Raw genomic sequence first — 16,987 nt, forward strand, 5'->3', positions numbered from 1 at the left:
GAAATAAATCCAATCATCTTTCATTAAAGTAATTTGTAACGGTCTAATAATTCTTCAATCATTGTGCCTTTGACTTTACTAAATGCTTTCTTTTCAAACATCTTTACAATGAAGGGTACTTTAAGGCTAGTTATCTTTTCACCATCCATTAATTTTGATGTAGCATCAAGAAGACAACGTACATCATAACAAGATCCAAAGACTTCAGGCACACCACGGTCAATATCAAGAAGAGTGTATACAGCTTCCATAGCTGTTCTTACTGAGTATTCTGTTGTAAAGACACAATCTCTTTTTGTTTCTGCAAACTGTCCAATGAATGCAAAGTTAATAGCTCCATTTGGTACAACAAGAGGACGATCACCTTGAGTACGTGGCATAAAGAATGAAGTAATATAAGGCATCATGCAAGGGATACAAGTTGTTGATTCTGTAAATTCCTCAATACGATTTGTAGGGACACCAATATGATATAACCATTCCATCACGATTTCTTTACCAGTACACTCTTTCATTGGCTTCTTAATATAATCTCCGGGTACATTTGTATAAAGTCCATAGAACCAAATCACTATCTTATTGTCAGGTTGACTCTTGAAATGAGGTTGACGATTGATGGTCCAACTGCATAGCCAACTAGAATCTTTAACTGTAACAATTCCACCAGTTACAACTTTGCCACTATGGGGGTCACGTTTGCATATCTTTTCAATATAAGGTGTTATCTTATTGTCATTTAGTGTTATTGTTGCGGATTCCCAATTGGTTTTATCAATATCGGTGCAATATTTCTCAGGATGACCAAACGCATCATCTTGCGCAGCAATCTTCTTCCATAACTCCCAACAACCGCCAGGTTGTGTATTTAATATAGGTGCATGTTGATCATCACCCAAAGTTGAATTCTCAGTACAACTACCATTCGTAATAAAGACAAGATCAGTATCGAGTAAATCAATTTGACTTAGCTGGTTGTTTTGTTCAATAAGAATTTGTTTTGCGCGTTTTACTTCATCGGTAGTTTCGAATTTAATATCGATTACTTTTGTGTTGTATATAAAATGTACATGATGTGCTTCTAGGTATTTTTGCATAGGGAGAATAAGAGATTCATATTGGTTATACTTGGTAAATTTTAATGCTGAGAAATCTGGTAATCCTCCAATATGATGAATAAAACGTTGAATGTATAATTTCATTTCTAATGCACTGTGCCATTTTTCAAATGCAAACATGGTTTGCCAATACAACCAGAAATTTGATTTGTAGAATTCTTCATCGAAAACATCATCAATTGTTTTGTCATATAAATCTTCATCTTTTGTTAAGAATAATTTAGTGATTTGGATGGATGCTTCTTGCGATAAATTGAACTTGTTATTTGTTTTTGCATCTTCTCCTTGATGAAGAGTAGCTCGACATAAGGAATAGTTTGGATCTTCTTTATTCAACCAGTAGAACTCATCTAATACAGAGGCATCCGGTGTTTCTAATGAAGGAATAGAGCGAAATAAATCCCATAGACATTCAAAGTGGTTTTCCATTTCTCTTCCACCACGAATAATAAATCCTTTGTTGGGATCATTTATTCCATCGCAAGCACCACCTGCAATATTAAGTTCTTCAAAGATATGAATATTTTCACCTTTCATTTGACCATCACGTATAAGGAAACATGCTCCTGCCATTGATGCTAAACCACTTCCTACAAAGTATGCAGATTTTAAATCAACATCCTTTGGTTTTAAAGGTTTTGCGAAAGCTTCATAATTACCATTACTATAATACATATTATTTTCCTCCTTGGTTATGAATCAATAATAAAACGTATACTCAACCTAAAACATAGACAAAAAAAGAAGAGTGTCTAGTTTTTAGACAAACTCTTCAGTTTGTAGTATTAAAGCATATATTTTACGATGTCACCTGAGGTTATTTTGCTTATTCGAGTAATAATGAGATGATAGTCAGCTTTCATACCATTTCTTATCCACTCAAGGACATTACCAACAATTGCGTAAGCAATAAAACTCTCAATGAACTTTTTATCATCAACACTTAATATTTTATCTTGATCTAAATCACGAATTACAAGTTCAAGATAATGTATCTGTATTTGATAAAGATAACGTTCAATCATTTCTCTACTTACAGAATGATAGACATTCGTAAAGAAGTTTTTATTTTGAAGCATATAAGCAAATACATCTTCTAAACAAATTGTCCAGTTTTCATAATTTACCTCGGTTTGCATCGCCGCTTGTGTTTCTCTTATAAAAATCCAATCAAGCAATGCATAGATATCTTGAAAATGATAATAGAAGGTTTGGCGATTTACCCCACAATCATCAGCAACTTCAGTTACTGTGATACTATCTAATGTTTTTTCACTTAGCATTTTTTTCAATGATTCACCAAGAGCAATTTTAGTTAGTTCTTTCATGATTAACCTCTCAATCTTACGTATACTACTAGTTTAACACATAGAAATGTGGATTACAGTTGAGGTAAATGTGAAGAAAATGAATGTAAGAATGAAACATTTATGAAAAATGTAAAAATTTTCATAAATGTTTTGTGAAAAATATTTCATAATTGGTTGACTTTTGACTTGGAAATACTTTAAAATATAATAACAAATCTATGGATTGATTTGACGGAGGGAAAGAAAATGAAAAAGTTAGTTTTAGCATTACTTACTTTAGGTCTTGTGCTAAGTACTGCTGCTTGTTCTTCTAAACCAGCTGGTAATACAGGTGGTACAAGTGGTGGAACTCACACAATCCGTGTTCTTAATTACGAAAGCAAATCTGCTACAGTACTTATGGAATACGTTGTTCAACAATGGGAAGAATTATTTGGAGATTATCCAGTAGAATTCGTAATCGATACACTTCCTTTTGCTGAAAAATTACAAAAATGTACAGAGGGGGATTTTGAAATTTCATTCTCAGGATGGTCTCCTGACTATGCATGGCCAACTACATTCTTAAACATGTGGACAATTGGCAGTGAATACAACGAAGTTGGATACGCTAGTGAAGAGTATACTAAATTAGTTGATGGAACAGACAAAGATCCTGCTCAAGCATTTGCTGATTTACAAGCAGCTGAAAAAGTATTACTTGAAGATGGTATTTTAATTCCAGTTTACCAACGTGGTGGAACTATGGTTCAAAGCCCAGATGTAAAAGGAATTATTAAACATTCAATCGGTTTTGATTATAGTTACAAATGGGCTACAAAAGCTGATGGCTCAATGATTAATTTACTTGAAACAGAAAAAATGCCTTCATTAGATGCAATGCTTGCAACTGATGCAGTATCATTCTTAAACTTAGGAAACCTTTCTGAAGGTTTATTAATTCCAGGTGAAGCTGAAGGTTCAGTATTACCAGGGGTTGCTTCTGATTGGAACTTTGATGAAGCTACAATGACTTGGACTTTCAACTTACGTCCAGAAGCATCTTGGATTAACTCTAAAGGTGAAGTTGTACGTCCAGTAAGCGCTGAAGACTTTGAATATGCATGGAACCGTGTATTTGCTGATGATTCAATCGCACAATACAAATTCATGAAAGACACTGCTAAGATCGTTGAATATGGTGCTAAAGATGACCATACATTCACAGTTACAGTATCTGAAAACGTTCCTTATTTTGAATCATTAATGTCATTTGGTACATTCTTACCAGTACCAGTTGAATTTGTTGAAGAAAAGGGTGCTACTTATGGTACTACTCTTGATACATTCTTAAGTAATGGTCCATTCTATTTAAGCAAATGGGATCATTCAAGTGAAGTTATTTGGTCTAAAAATGAAAATTACTGGGATGCTGATGTAGTTCAAATTCCAGGTGTTACTTACCGTGTAATCGAACAATACGATCCAGCTACAGGTGTTGCATTATTCAATGATGGTGCAATTGACCGTGTAGGATTAACTGGTGAATTCGTTGATCAATTCAAAGATGATCCACGTGTTTGGAAATTTACTGAAGCTTCAACATTCTACTTCATGATTAACGTTGGAAACGCTAATGGTGTATTAGAAGCATACGATGCAGAAAATGGTGGAAACCCACTTCTTGATAATGTAAATGTTCGTAAAGCATTAGCATTAGCATTCGATAAAGCATTCATTGCTTACGAATTAGATAAGAATGGAAACATTCCTGCTGATTACTTCGTACCTTCTGCATTCTCAACTTATGAAGGTGAACCATTTGAAGCAGCTCGTGGTGAAGGATATATGCACTACAATACTGAAGAAGCTCTTAAATACTGGGAAGCTGGTATGGCTGAATTAGGTATTGAAAAGAAATAAGTATACTTATGATTATAGAAGAGCGCTGCATGCGTGTAGCGCTCTTTTCTATGATTTTTTCTTGTTTACTAATCTCTATTATTGTAAAATATGATAATAGACATTAGTAAATTAAGAAATAGTTAAGATAGAGAGGGAAGTAAAATGTTCAAATATGTATTAAAAAGAATTGGGCAAATGTTGATTACACTCTTTTTAATAATGACGATTCTGTTCTTATTATTAAAAATTACTCCTGGATCACCATTTAGTAACCCAAAAATTACTCCTACTTTACGTGCGCAATTAGAGGAAAAATATGGATTAGACAAACCAATATTAACGCAATATGGTATGTATCTTTCTAATGTGCTGCAAGGGGACTTAGGAGAATCAATCGTAATGATTAAAAACTATCCAGTTAAGGATATGGTTGCTGAGCCTTTAGCAATCACAATTAAATTAGGGGTTATTTCATTATTTGTTGGATCTGCCATCGGTATCTTTTTAGGGGCTTTAGCGGCATTAAACAGAAATCGATTCTGGGATTATTTCAATACGATTATTGCCGTTGTTGGGGTCTCGGTTCCAGCCTTTGTTGTGGCGATGGTGTTACTAATCCTGCGTCAGGATTATTTCCCATTTATACCATTGATTTTCTCGAAAGCTGATCCGATTAAAGGAGTAACTGCTTTGGATGAACTTGTATCTTTGACATTACCAGTTGTTTCACTTTCATTTGGTGTTATTGCTAGTATTTCAAGATATATGCGTACAGAACTTGTTGAAGTTTATAACACAGACTATATTTTATTAGCTCGTGCTAAAGGATTAAACAAGCGTCAAGTATTTACACGCCATGCCTTTAGAAATGCATTAGTACCTATTATTACTGTTATGGGTCCAATGGTTGTTGCATTAATGACAGGTAGTGTTGTTGTTGAGAAGTTCTTTGGAGTTCCAGGACTAAGTCAATTGACAATCAAATCAATCAATGTAAAAGATACATTCGTAACATTAGCATCAGAACTTCTATATAGTTTAATGTTTGTTGTTACTATGCTCATAGTAGATTTACTCTATGGGGTTATTGACCCTAGAATCCGCTTAAGTGGAGGTGACAAGAAATGAGTTGGTTTAAGAAAAATAAAAATGATATCGTTGAAACAAACGTTATCGAAGAAGTAGAAGTTAAAAAAGAAGATTTCGTCTTTGAAAAAGCGAGTGTAGTAGAAGCAGAAGGATTAATGAAAAAACCTTTAACATTCTGGAAAGATGCTTTTTTAAGACTATTACAAAATAAATTTGCAGTTGGATCAGTTATTGTTATCTTACTTATGGTTACGATGGCAATTGTAGCTCCAATGACTTCAAAGTATGATTTAAATAAAGCTGTAAGTAAAAATCAAACACTTGTAACTCAATTGCCTCCAAGAATTCCATTTGTTGAAAACTTAGGAATATTTGATGGAACATTGATTAAAGAAACAACTGAAGCTCGTCTTGCTACTGATTATCAACCAGATGAGTATAAAATTATAGATCGTTATACACGTGATGGTGTAGATTATGTAAAAGTTAAAGAATATACATATAAAATTAAAGGTCTAGAAAATGAATATTTCTATTTTGGTACTGACCAAATTGGACGTGATATTTGGACTCGTTTATGGTATGGAGCTCGAATTTCATTATTAATTGGTTTCTATGCTGCATTAATTGATGTCCTTATTGGAGTTGTCTATGGAGGTATCGCTGGTTTCTATGGTGGTAGTCGACTGGATGATATTATGATGCGTATCACTGAAATATTGTATGGTATACCATCAATCGTTATCTTATTTATTCTATTCATGTTCCTTGAACCAGGAATTGTTCCAATAGCCATTGCGATTGCCCTTACCGGTTGGATTGGGGTTGCTCGTATGGTTCGTGCACAATTCTTACGTTTAAGAGATCAAGAATTCGTATTGGCGGCAAGAACATTAGGTGCTAGTCCATTCAGATTAATTATGAAGCACTTGATTCCAAACGTAGTCGCTCAAATCGTAGTTATGGCATCATTCTCGATTCCAAACGCAATTTTCTATGAAGCATTCTTAGCGTTTATTGGTATTGGTATGAATGTTAAAACACCATCGTTGGGAACAATGATTGATAATGCCTTAGGTACTACTTATGGGGCAATGACTTATGTATATCAATTAATCATTCCTTGTGTTGTTTTATCAATACTTATGTTATCAATTAACTTACTCGCAAATGGATTACGTGATTCACTTGATCCAAGAATGCGCGGGAATTAGGAGGAGATTAATATGGAAAAACAAAGAGTACTCAATATTAAAAACCTTCGTGTTTCATTTAAAACTCATAACGGTTTAGTTAAAGCTGTTCGTGGAATTGATTTAGAATTATACGAAGGTGAAACGTTAGCAATTGTTGGTGAATCTGGTTGTGGTAAATCAGTTACATCAAAAACAATTATGGGTTTACTTGCAGATAATGCAGTTATCGAAAGTGGTGAAGTTGAATACAAAGGTGTAAATCTTTTAAAACTTCATGAAAATGAAATGGCTAAGTATAGAGGAAAAGACATTGCAATGGTCTTCCAAGATCCAATGACTTCACTTGATCCAGTTATGACGATTGGACGCCAAATCACAGAATCATTAATTCAAAACTTAAATATGAAAAAGGATGAAGCAAAAGCTAGAGCAATCGAACTTATTTCGATGGTAGGGATTGATAATCCTGAAAAACGTTTTAAACAATATCCTCACCAATTCTCGGGGGGGGATGAGACAACGTATTGTTATCGCAATTGCCTTATCATGTAATCCAAAAATCTTAATTTGTGATGAACCTACTACGGCACTTGATGTTACAACACAAGCACAAATTCTAGAACTTATTAAAGATCTTCAAAACAAACTAGGTGTATCTGTTATCTTCATTACACATGACTTAGGTGTTGTGGCTAACATGAGTGATCGTGTTGCGGTTATGTATGCTGGTAAAGTAGTAGAAGCAGGTTTGGTTGATGAGGTTTATTATAATCCTCAACATCCATATACATGGGGACTACTTGCCTCTATTCCTGCATTCCAATCTAAAGATCATAAATTGTATGCAATTCCAGGATCTCCACCACAAATGATTAATCCTCCAAAAGGTGATGCATTTGCGCTAAGAAGTGAATATTCAATGAAGGTAGACTTCATGTTTGAACCTCCTTACTTTAATGTAAGTAAAACACATTATGCTGCTACATGGTTATTACATCCATATGCGCCAAAAGTTGAAAAACCAATACAAATTCAACAACGCATAGATAGCATGCTAAAGAAAGGATAGTTTAAAATGGAAAAGAATGTATTATTAAAAGTCGATCACATTAAGCAATATTTTAAACTAGACAAGAAAAACATAGTTAAAGCAGTTGATGATGTTTCATTTGAAATCTATCAAGGAGAAACATTTGGTCTAGTAGGTGAATCTGGTTCAGGTAAAACTACAATTGGTCGATCAATTATTCGTTTATATAACATTACAGATGGTGATGTAGTATTTGATGGTAAAAAGATTACTGGGAAAATTTCAAAAGAAGATCGTTCTTTTGTAACACGTAATATGCAAATGATTTTCCAAGACCCTATGGCATGTCTTAATCCTCGTATGAGTGTTAAAGACATCATAGCTGAGGGAATTGATATTCATAAAATTGCGAAGACAAAAGAAGAACGTGATGAATTAGTTTACAAAATCCTTGAAAAAGTAGGATTAAGTAAAGAACATGCAGGACGTTATCCTCATGAATTCTCTGGTGGGCAACGTCAACGTATTGGAATTGCTCGTGCACTCATTACAAATCCAAAACTTGTAATCTGTGATGAACCTATTTCAGCACTGGATGTATCAATTCAATCTCAAGTAGTTAACTTGCTTAAGGAACTTCAAGCAGAACTTGGACTTACTTATTTATTCATAGCACATGATTTATCAATGGTACGTTATATCTCTGATAGAATTGCGGTTATGCATAAAGGTAAACTTGTAGAACTTGCTCCAGCAGAAGAATTGTATGTGAATGCACTTCATCCATATACAAAATCACTCTTGTCAGCAATTCCTAAGCCAGACCCAAGAAGTGAAAAAGTAAGAGTACGTCATGATTATGAACCTAATGAACATGATTATGAAAACGATAAACCTTCAATGAGAGAAATCAAACCAAACCATTTCATTTATTGTAATGATCAAGAATTTGAAGAATATAAAAAGGAAGTTGCAACTCAACATGAGGTTTAGTCAAATGACTAAACCTTTTTTTGTAAAAGAGATGAGATAGGACAACCAACTTTAATATTATTATAATAGTGTAATAGCTGCATTCATGTCATAATCATAAAATAAAAAACTCCCGAAGGAGTTAGAACCAAATCATATTAATAATTAAACTTGTGATGATATCAAGGAGTGCAACATAGAGAATAGCATTACTTCTTGATAATCGTTTTTGGCTTTTTTCATTGATGTAAGTATGAAATTCACTATAGAGTTCTTTATCCTCTGGTGTTAAATCTTTCTTTTTGATATGAAACTTAACGACTCTACCAAAAGTATAACCTATTACATCAAAGTAACCATTTCTTTCTAAATATAAGAATAAGCCCAAAATCAGTAAGAGTAGTCCTATAATTGTAAAGGTATTTGTTAGGTTTAACATGAAAGGATTATTGAAGAACGCAATCATGAGTGAAATCATAGCAGTTAAAAAGTAAGTAATACCAATTGTTTTCATTTGTGCACCTCGACTAAACAGTGTAAGTATAACGGATTATGACTTAAAAATCAAAAGAAAAGGAGTTAATCTTGCTCCTCATCTTTTGAATTTTCATTTGTTGTTACCTCTATATCAATTACATTTGGATCTTCCTTTACTTTTTTCTTCTTAAACAAGCGTTTGAAGTAATGAACTAAGTAATAGTAAACAGGAATAGTTACAAAGATAACCCATCCTGGATGCCAAGCACCATATGTAAATCCGACATATAAGAAGAATGTAAATGCTAACATAGAATAGTTGAAGCAATACAAATTTCTTCTCCTTACTGTTTTAGCGAAACTTGAATAGATTGGTATGGTGAAGAGTAAAATCCATGCAGGATGCCACATTCCTTCAAATACACCTAGGTATAGGAATACAAGGAAAACGATAACACCATAAGGAATATAATCTAAGAATGTTCTTGGATAAAATTTATGATTAAATTCGTAATCATCGTCATCATCACAGAAGATACTTCCTTCAACTTCATCATGAATCATATCTTCTAGGTCTTCGTCCCATTTCCAATGTTTTCCTTTATATTTTCCATTAACATAAACACCATCTCGTGTGGCTTTGAAAGATTCTTTATCTCCAGATTTGACATGAATTCCATCCCCATCTAATTTAACTTCATCTTTCTTTTTTGATTTAACATGAATTCCATTCCAAGAGATGTCAACTTGTTCATCCCCATCTTTTACATGAATTCCATCCCAACCGATGTGGACGTGACCTTTATCGGTTTTATCTTCATCAAAAGATTCTGTATTTTCTTCTTCCTTTTGCTCCTCTTTTGGTTCCTCTGGCATTGGTATTTCTTCATCTGTCTTTAACATATCATCAAGTGATACACCATATAATCTTGCCAGTAAAATAAGATTATCTGTATCAGGTGATGACTCAGCTCTTTCCCATTTACTTACTGCTTGTCTTGAAATCCCTAACTCTTGTGCTAGATCTTCTTGTGATAATCCCCTTTGTTTTCGTAATTCAACTAGACGATTTGCGATTTCTATATTCATAATCGTTTTCTCCTTTATTTACGAGTTCATCATACTAGATAATGACTGGTTGCCTCTACCAATTCTGCTTTTCATTGAGGCAACTATTGGTTTCATATACCTATTATACTGTATTTTTTGTACAATCTAATGTCTAAAATCAAGAATTTGATGGTTTGCAAAAATAAAGTAAATACGCTATAGAAAGAAATCAAAATACTTACTTTTATACTTTGATATGAAAGAATGAGTAAATAGCGAAGTGATTTTCAATGAGAATACGGATGACTATAAATAATAGAATGCCTACTACTTAAAGCAATATGAGATAATGAGGGTGAACTTGTGAAAAAACTAGCTTTCAAAAGGTTTAAACGGAAATAATTCATATGTAATTAAGACTCTGTATCCATTGAAATATGCTAAAAAAAGGAATATACTAATCAAGAACGGTTTTTGTTTGAAAGGAGACCAAAAATGGAATTGAAAGATATACAAGACTTAATTCATTCTGATGAACAAGCACGTAAAAATGTGGATGATGCTCATCAACGCAAATATGATTTAAAGCAAAAGATTGCGAGTGAGAAAAAACACATTAGTGATGAAGCTTGGGAACAAGTTAAGAAAGAAGTAGATCAAATCAAAAAAGAGCTAGATGAAGGAATTCAAAAAGCAACTGAAGATAATAATAAGGAATTTGAAGATGTTTCATCTAGAATCCAACAAGTCTATCAAACAAAAAAAGATGAGTGGTGCGAAACAATTATTCAACATTGTCTAGACTAAGCTTTAAAGGAGGGGACCATGTCAAATAAGGCAGCAGGTGCACTTACCGCAAAAGCAAAAGCAATGTTTGGTAAAAGGATACGTCCAGAAGATTATCAAGCAATGTTACAAAAGAAGACAGTAGCGGAAGTAGCATCCTATTTAAAAAATGATACTTATTTCAATGAGGTTCTAGCGGGTATTAACGAGAAATCAATTCATCGTGGTCAACTTGAAGCTTTGATACGACAAGATTTGTTTCAAAGATTTTCTAGTTTAATGCGTTATGCAAATTCATCAAAAGGTGGATTTTACCGTTATGGAATTATTGAAAATGAAATTCATCAAATCTTAAACTGCATACGATCTTTTGAATCAAGAGATTATATGCAATTTATTGAGAAGATGCCAACCTATCTTGAACTTCAAACATCGTTTAAGATAAGCGATTTAGCAAAAGTAAGAACATATGATGAATTACTTGATGTAATTAGTCATACAGATTATGCACAAATTGTAAGGCAATTTAAGCCATTACATATGGAAGACTTTGATTTCACAGGTTGTGAGAGTGCATTGAGAAATTACTATTTTGATACAGTACTTAAAATCATAGAATCAGATTTCTCTGGTAAAGAAAAAGAAGATTTAAGAGATATCTTCTTGACTCAAATCGAGTTAGAGAACATTACAAAGATATATCGTCTTAAGAAATACTTTGATACACCAAGTGATCGCATTAAAGAATTAATTTCTCCTGTGCATTTAAGATTTTCAAAAAAAGATTTAGATTATATTATTGATCATTGTAATGCGGATGAGTTATTTGATTACTTAGCAAAATCAGCTTATAAAAATTACACGGACAATCAAAGATTTATTTATATTGAATATCATACGAAGAAAATTAACTACAACATTAATCGGAAACACTTAGCATTTAGTAATAATCCAAATATTGTTTTATTATCTTACATGCTGTTGTCTGAAACCGAAGTTCAAAATATTGTAGATATTATTGAGGGTATAAGATATCGAATTGCGCCAGAAAAAATTGAGCGCTTATTAATTTATTAGAGGGGAGAATATATGTCGATTACAAAAATGAAACTAGTTAGTATTTCGGCGAGTGAGGGAAACTATGAAGAAATGCTTAAGCGTTGTGAAACTTCAAAATACCTTCATGCAGAAAATGCTACTTCAATTGTAAATGAAGAAAATGGTGGAAGACTTCTTTCTATAGAAAATATATATTCAGATTATGTGAATACACTAAAGAATATTGGTCATAGTATTGGCTTTGAAATGAAAGCAAAACCAACACTAGAAAAAACGTATACAAATGAAGAAATTGAGACATTCTTAAAGAATGTTGAAGAACAATTTAAAGTAGTGAGTGATTCAGTAGAATCGAATTCACTAACAGGTGATGATGAAATTGCACTTGAGACACTTCGTTTGCTTGATTTTACAGCAATGCACGATTGTCATTATATTTCATTTGGTATGGGAAGATTACCAATTGAAAGTGTTAAGAAATTAAACTTAATTCAAGATGCAAAATTCATTACTGCAAAGTTACATCAAACATCACAATATCAATGGATTGTTTATGCTACATCAAATACATATGCTCGTGAAACAAAGAAAATGTTTGATGGCTTGTATTTGGAAGAGATTAAAATTCCAACGATTGATAGTAAAAAAATTATTGCACAATATGAAGAAGAACTTACAAATGTTTATACATATTGTGAAGAAAGGAATCGCTTATATTCTTTACACCAATATGTATCAATCTTTGAAGATCATTATGTTGTTGTAGGATTTGTGCCTGAAAAAGATTTAGATAAGTTCAAGACTGAATTTAACGGGGTTGATGTAAGTGTGGATGCACACAATACAAGTGATGCACCAAATCTTACACCACCAACTCTACTTAAAAACAATTGGTTCTTTAGACCCTTTGAAATGTTTGTAACGATGTATAGCTTACCTGCTTATCGTGATATGGATCCAACTGTATTTGTTGGAATTACGTATTGTTTCCTATTTGGGATCATGTTTGGTGATTTAGGACAAGGGTTCTTGTTATTACTAGGTGGATTGTTCCTTGAATGGAAATCAAAGAATAAGCTTGCAGGAATTGTAGGTCGTGTTGGTATTACATCCATGATCTTTGGATTCTTGTTTGGTTCAGTATTTGGAAATGAAGAAATTCTAATTCCAGTACATCGTGGTTTATTCAATGTTCATGAAAAATTAATTAATGTAATGGATGGAAACTTCACAATGACACTTCTTATTAGTGCAGTTGTGATTGGGGCTGTATTAATTCTAATTACAATGGTTATGAATATGGCAATGCATCTTAAACATAAAGACTGGGGAGAACTCTTCTTCTCACAAAATGGACTTGCAGGATTTGCATTCTATGGTTATTTGTTTGTTGCAATTGCTGGTCAATTTGTTTTTGGATTTAATATATTGACACCGATGTGGATGATTCCGTTTATTGGGCTTCCTATTGTGTTGTTCTTCTTCAAAGAACCTTTATCTCACCTAATACAAGGTAAGAGTATTAAACCACATGGTGGTTGGGGTAATTTCGTCTTAGAAACATTCTTTGAAGTATTTGAAATCTTATTGAGTTTTGTTACTAACTCAATGTCTTACCTTCGTGTAGGCGGATTCGTTCTCAGTCATGCTGGGATGATGCTTGTTGTTATGACACTTGTTGAAATGACAGGAAATGCAGGACCAGTTGTCTTTGTAATTGGTAACTTATTCGTTATGGCACTTGAAGGATTAATCGTAGGAATTCAAACACTACGTCTAGAATATTATGAAATGTTTAGCCGTTACTTTGAGGGCGGCGGTAAGAAATTTAATCTTATTTCATCAGACAACTAATTGAGGAGGAAGAATTTATTATGTTATCTTTTGTTGAAATGTTTTTACCACTCATCGCAGTGGTACTTGTTATCTGTCCATTATTTTATATGGGTAAAAAAGGTGTTAATGCTAAAAATGCGAAGCATAAATTAATCGCTCAAATTTCAATCTTTGCAGGTGTATTTGCCCTTGCAATGGTATTCCAATTAAATGGTATGGTAGCTTTAGCTGCTGAGGGTGCAAACCCAGTTGTATCTATCGTTGGTACAAATGCACAAGGTATGGGATTCTTAGCTGCTGCATTATCTACTTCTTGTTCTGCAATTGGTGCTGGTATTGCCGTTGCTGCTGCTGCTCCTGCTGCTATTGGAGCTATTTCTGAAAATTCAGACAACTTTGGTAAAGCAATTATCTTCGTTGCATTAGGTGAAGGGGTTGCCATCTATGGTCTATTAATCTCTATCTTAATCATGAACAAACTATAGGAGAAAAAAACGTGAAAGTATTTTGTATTAGTGACAATGTCGATACACAAATGGGGTTACGACTTGCAGGTATTGAGGGTGTTGTTGTCCATGAGCGTCAAGAAGTTCTTGATGAGTTGGATCGCTGCATTATCGATCCTGAAATAGTAATTGTTTTAATGACGACTAAGATTGTGAATACTTGTCCTGACATTATATCTAATATGAAACTTAATTATTCAAAACCACTCTTGGTTGAAATCCCAGATCGTCATGGTTCAGCTAAAGTAGGGGAAACAATCGACAAGTATATTAGTGAAGCAATCGGTATTAAATTGTGAGGTGATAGGTATGATGAAAGAAAAAGAAACACTTGAAATCATTGAAAGTGATGTTCGTGAGCAAGTTAATTTAGTTATTGATCAAATTAATTATGAAGTTAAGAACATGGAAGAAGATCAAATTAACTTTTTTAAAGAAGGTTTAAAAAAGGAAATAGAAACATATAAGGAAAAAGAACTCAATGAATTGAGACTTTTTGCTGCAACACAAGCCTCACAAAATAAGTTGAAAACAAAACGTGATTTACTTCATTTACGTACTCAACTTGTTGATCAATTATTTGATGATGTAAAGAATAAATTAACAGCGTTTGTTGAAAGTGCTGATTATACAAAATTCATTGAAAAGAAAATTGAGCAATTAGGTGAAATTGATCATGATGGTTATTTTGAAGTTCGTAAAGAAGATGTAAGTCTTTTAACGGAAATATTAAAGAAGAAGAATTGTCAATGTAAGGTAGAGGAAACTCTAATACAATTAGGTGGATTTCGCTATGTTAATCCAAATAAAGGATTTGAAATTGATAATACATTAGATTTTAGTTTGCAAAATGAAATGACATGGTTCCAGAATAATTCTGGATTTACCATTTAGAAAGCAGGGGAGGAATTAATATGGATAATCGTATTTATTCTATCAATGGACCTGTTGTAACTGTAAGAAACTCAAGTGACTTTAGTATGCTAGAGATGGTAAATGTTGGAGATGCAAGATTACTAGGAGAAGTTATCGGTATTACTGGAGATAAAACTACAATCCAAGTTTATGAATCAACAACAGGACTTAGACCAGGAGAACCTGTATATTCATCTGGTTCACTCTTATGTGCACATTTAGGACCTGGTATCTTGAAAAATATTTTTGATGGGATTGAAAGACCTTTAAAAGATATTGCAGCTACACAAGGTGCATTCATTAGTGAGGGGAAAACAATTCCTTCGCTTGATGAAAATAAAAAGTGGAATGTGACAATGAAGGTAAAGGTAGGCGACACAGTAAAAGGTGGAGATATCTTTGCAACATGTCCTGAAACAGACTTAATTGAACACCGTAGTATGATTCCAGTGCATATTTCTGGGGTTGTTGAAACTGCAGTGGGTGATGGTGAGTATACTGTGACTGAAACTTTAGTCAAAATTAAAAATGATTTAGGTGAAGTATTTGAAGTTAAATTAGCACAAGACTGGCCAATTCGTAATCCTCGTCCTGTAAGCTATCGTAAACCAATCACACTACCACTAGTAACTGGACAACGTGTTATTGATACCTTATTCCCAATCGCAAAAGGTGGAGCAGCGGCTGTACCTGGAGGATTTGGAGCTGGTAAGACAATGACACAACACCAATTAGCTAAATGGTGTGATGCTGATATTATTGTTTATGTAGGTTGTGGAGAACGTGGGAATGAAATGACGCAAGTTCTTGAAGAATTTAGTGAATTGATTGACCCTAAATCTGGAAAACCTTTATTGGATCGTACAGTTTTAATCGCTAATACATCAAACATGCCCGTAGCGGCTCGTGAAGCAAGTATCTATACTGGAATTACCCTAGCTGAGTATTACCGTGATATGGGCTACCATGTAGCTATCATGGCAGACTCAACATCTCGTTGGGCAGAAGCTCTTCGTGAAATCTCAGGACGTCTTGAAGAAATGCCAGCTGAAGAAGGATTCCCAGCTTATTTACCTTCTCGTATCTCTCAATTCTATGAACGTGCAGGATACATTGAAACACTAAGTGGAAAAGAAGGATCAGTAACAATTATCGGAGCAGTATCACCTCAAGGTGCAGACTTCTCAGAACCAGTTACACAAAATACAAAACGTTTCGTTCGTGCTTTCTGGGCACTTGATAAATCACTTGCTTACGCACGTCACTTTCCAGCAATTAACTGGAACTTAAGTTATAGCGAATATTTAGATGATTTAGATCGTTGGTATTCACAAAATGTAGCACGTGACTTTACAGCACTACGCTCAGAAATGGTTCAAATCTTGCATGAAGAAAATCAATTGATGGAAATTGTTAAGTTAATTGGATCTGATGTTTTACCAGATGATCAAAAGCTTACAATTGAAATTGCAAAAGTAGTACGTGTTGGATATTTGCAACAAAATGCATTCCATCCAGATGATACATTTGTACCTTTTGCAAAACAATATAAGATGTTGAAAGTAATTTCATATTTATATGATGCATGTAAACCACTTATTCAAAAGAAATTCCCAATTAGTTCAATACTAAACACTGGAATTTTTGATGAAGTAATTAAAATTAAATATGATGTACCAAACAATAATATTGCATTATTGGATGAGTACTTCGATAAAATCGATAAAGCATTAAGTACAATCGAATAGAAAGGAGGAATTTT

The 16,987-nt window shown here is 33.5% G+C and carries 17 protein-coding genes; 13 read left to right on the plus strand and 4 right to left on the minus strand.

Annotated elements, in window-relative coordinates:
• Positions 1 to 23 precede the first annotated feature (23 nt).
• Entirely contained in the window at positions 24 to 1,790 is a 1,767-nt protein-coding gene (locus B5D14_RS10110; RefSeq protein WP_078712516.1) for an oleate hydratase, read from the minus strand.
• A 110-nt stretch (positions 1,791 to 1,900) separates the two neighbouring features.
• Positions 1,901 to 2,443, minus strand: coding sequence for a TetR/AcrR family transcriptional regulator (locus tag B5D14_RS10115; RefSeq protein WP_078712517.1), 543 nt, complete (start codon positions 2,441 to 2,443; stop codon positions 1,901 to 1,903).
• A gap of 228 nt (positions 2,444 to 2,671) precedes the next feature.
• Here B5D14_RS10115 and B5D14_RS10120 point away from each other — a divergent pair, with 228 nt between their 5' ends.
• The 6 genes from B5D14_RS10120 to B5D14_RS10140 all read left to right on the plus strand — a co-directional run bounded on the left by B5D14_RS10120 (position 2,672) and on the right by B5D14_RS10140 (position 8,617).
• Positions 2,672 to 4,327, plus strand: coding sequence for an ABC transporter substrate-binding protein (locus tag B5D14_RS10120; RefSeq protein ID WP_078712518.1), 1,656 nt, complete (start codon positions 2,672 to 2,674; stop codon positions 4,325 to 4,327).
• Positions 4,328 to 4,471: 144 nt separating this feature from the next.
• A complete protein-coding gene (locus tag B5D14_RS10125) occupies positions 4,472 to 5,437 on the plus strand; it encodes an ABC transporter permease (protein ID WP_078712519.1) in 966 nt (321 codons plus the stop codon).
• On the plus strand, positions 5,434 to 6,612 hold the full coding sequence (locus B5D14_RS10130) for an ABC transporter permease (RefSeq protein WP_078712520.1): 1,179 nt from the start codon (positions 5,434 to 5,436) through the stop codon (positions 6,610 to 6,612). Before B5D14_RS10125 ends, B5D14_RS10130 begins: the two co-directional genes overlap by 4 nt.
• A gap of 12 nt (positions 6,613 to 6,624) precedes the next feature.
• Positions 6,625 to 7,146, plus strand: a complete 522-nt coding sequence (locus B5D14_RS12380; protein ID WP_342585680.1) for an ATP-binding cassette domain-containing protein — start codon at positions 6,625 to 6,627, stop codon at positions 7,144 to 7,146.
• Positions 7,106 to 7,663, plus strand: coding sequence for an ABC transporter ATP-binding protein (locus B5D14_RS12385; RefSeq protein WP_342585681.1), 558 nt, complete (start codon positions 7,106 to 7,108; stop codon positions 7,661 to 7,663). The genes B5D14_RS12380 and B5D14_RS12385 overlap by 41 nt, the downstream gene beginning before the upstream one ends.
• Positions 7,664 to 7,669: 6 nt before the next feature.
• Positions 7,670 to 8,617, plus strand: coding sequence for an ABC transporter ATP-binding protein (locus tag B5D14_RS10140; RefSeq protein WP_078712521.1), 948 nt, complete (start codon positions 7,670 to 7,672; stop codon positions 8,615 to 8,617).
• Between the two features lie 121 nt (positions 8,618 to 8,738).
• Here the strand turns inward: B5D14_RS10140 and B5D14_RS10145 are convergent, their stop codons facing one another.
• Entirely contained in the window at positions 8,739 to 9,110 is a 372-nt protein-coding gene (locus tag B5D14_RS10145; protein WP_078712522.1) for a DUF3899 domain-containing protein, read from the minus strand.
• 65 nt (positions 9,111 to 9,175) lie between these two features.
• Positions 9,176 to 10,162, minus strand: a complete 987-nt coding sequence (locus B5D14_RS10150) for a helix-turn-helix transcriptional regulator (RefSeq protein ID WP_078712523.1) — start codon at positions 10,160 to 10,162, stop codon at positions 9,176 to 9,178.
• Positions 10,163 to 10,618: 456 nt separating this feature from the next.
• Here B5D14_RS10150 and B5D14_RS10155 point away from each other — a divergent pair, with 456 nt between their 5' ends.
• Genes B5D14_RS10155 through B5D14_RS10185 form a run of 7 tightly spaced genes read left to right on the plus strand, consistent with a single transcriptional unit; the run spans position 10,619 to position 16,973 of the window.
• Positions 10,619 to 10,930: a hypothetical protein gene (locus B5D14_RS10155; protein WP_078712524.1), complete on the plus strand. Its 312-nt coding sequence runs from the start codon at positions 10,619 to 10,621 to the stop codon at positions 10,928 to 10,930.
• Between the two features lie 18 nt (positions 10,931 to 10,948).
• On the plus strand, positions 10,949 to 11,986 hold the full coding sequence (locus B5D14_RS10160) for a V-type ATPase subunit (protein WP_078712525.1): 1,038 nt from the start codon (positions 10,949 to 10,951) through the stop codon (positions 11,984 to 11,986).
• A 12-nt stretch (positions 11,987 to 11,998) separates the two neighbouring features.
• The gene (locus B5D14_RS10165) at positions 11,999 to 13,822 is read left to right on the plus strand and encodes a V-type ATP synthase subunit I (protein WP_078712526.1); all 1,824 of its coding nucleotides are present in this window, start codon (positions 11,999 to 12,001) and stop codon (positions 13,820 to 13,822) included.
• Between the two features lie 20 nt (positions 13,823 to 13,842).
• Positions 13,843 to 14,289 carry an ATP synthase subunit C gene (locus tag B5D14_RS10170; RefSeq protein ID WP_078712527.1) on the plus strand — a complete coding sequence of 149 codons (447 nt, stop codon included), beginning with the start codon at positions 13,843 to 13,845 and terminating at the stop codon, positions 14,287 to 14,289.
• Between the two features lie 11 nt (positions 14,290 to 14,300).
• A complete protein-coding gene (locus B5D14_RS10175) occupies positions 14,301 to 14,609 on the plus strand; it encodes a V-type ATP synthase subunit F (protein WP_078712528.1) in 309 nt (102 codons plus the stop codon).
• Between the two features lie 10 nt (positions 14,610 to 14,619).
• Positions 14,620 to 15,204, plus strand: coding sequence for a V-type ATP synthase subunit E (locus B5D14_RS10180; protein ID WP_078712529.1), 585 nt, complete (start codon positions 14,620 to 14,622; stop codon positions 15,202 to 15,204).
• 20 nt (positions 15,205 to 15,224) lie between these two features.
• Positions 15,225 to 16,973, plus strand: coding sequence for a V-type ATP synthase subunit A (locus tag B5D14_RS10185; protein WP_078712530.1), 1,749 nt, complete (start codon positions 15,225 to 15,227; stop codon positions 16,971 to 16,973).
• Positions 16,974 to 16,987: the final 14 nt, after the last annotated feature.

Source organism: Anaerorhabdus furcosa (genome assembly GCF_900167375.1).
Lineage (GTDB): Bacteria > Bacillota_I > Bacilli_A > Erysipelotrichales > Erysipelotrichaceae > Anaerorhabdus > Anaerorhabdus furcosa.

Excerpts from the sequence above, each read along its gene's own strand:
- B5D14_RS10170 (WP_078712527.1), top strand. The coding sequence starts at position 13,843 with ATGTTATCTTTTGTTGAAATGTTTTTACCACTCATCGCAGTGGTACTT.
- B5D14_RS10115 (WP_078712517.1), bottom strand. The coding sequence starts at position 2,443 with ATGAAAGAACTAACTAAAATTGCTCTTGGTGAATCATTGAAAAAAATG.
- B5D14_RS10140 (WP_078712521.1), top strand. The coding sequence starts at position 7,670 with ATGGAAAAGAATGTATTATTAAAAGTCGATCACATTAAGCAATATTTT.
- B5D14_RS10110 (WP_078712516.1), bottom strand. The coding sequence starts at position 1,790 with ATGTATTATAGTAATGGTAATTATGAAGCTTTCGCAAAACCTTTAAAA.
- B5D14_RS10150 (WP_078712523.1), bottom strand. The coding sequence starts at position 10,162 with ATGAATATAGAAATCGCAAATCGTCTAGTTGAATTACGAAAACAAAGG.
- B5D14_RS12380 (WP_342585680.1), top strand. The coding sequence starts at position 6,625 with ATGGAAAAACAAAGAGTACTCAATATTAAAAACCTTCGTGTTTCATTT.
- B5D14_RS10130 (WP_078712520.1), top strand. The coding sequence starts at position 5,434 with ATGAGTTGGTTTAAGAAAAATAAAAATGATATCGTTGAAACAAACGTT.
- B5D14_RS10165 (WP_078712526.1), top strand. The coding sequence starts at position 11,999 with ATGTCGATTACAAAAATGAAACTAGTTAGTATTTCGGCGAGTGAGGGA.
- B5D14_RS10145 (WP_078712522.1), bottom strand. The coding sequence starts at position 9,110 with ATGAAAACAATTGGTATTACTTACTTTTTAACTGCTATGATTTCACTC.
- B5D14_RS10185 (WP_078712530.1), top strand. The coding sequence starts at position 15,225 with ATGGATAATCGTATTTATTCTATCAATGGACCTGTTGTAACTGTAAGA.
- B5D14_RS10180 (WP_078712529.1), top strand. The coding sequence starts at position 14,620 with ATGATGAAAGAAAAAGAAACACTTGAAATCATTGAAAGTGATGTTCGT.
- B5D14_RS10160 (WP_078712525.1), top strand. The coding sequence starts at position 10,949 with ATGTCAAATAAGGCAGCAGGTGCACTTACCGCAAAAGCAAAAGCAATG.
- B5D14_RS10120 (WP_078712518.1), top strand. The coding sequence starts at position 2,672 with ATGAAAAAGTTAGTTTTAGCATTACTTACTTTAGGTCTTGTGCTAAGT.
- B5D14_RS10125 (WP_078712519.1), top strand. The coding sequence starts at position 4,472 with ATGTTCAAATATGTATTAAAAAGAATTGGGCAAATGTTGATTACACTC.
- B5D14_RS12385 (WP_342585681.1), top strand. The coding sequence starts at position 7,106 with ATGAGACAACGTATTGTTATCGCAATTGCCTTATCATGTAATCCAAAA.
- B5D14_RS10155 (WP_078712524.1), top strand. The coding sequence starts at position 10,619 with ATGGAATTGAAAGATATACAAGACTTAATTCATTCTGATGAACAAGCA.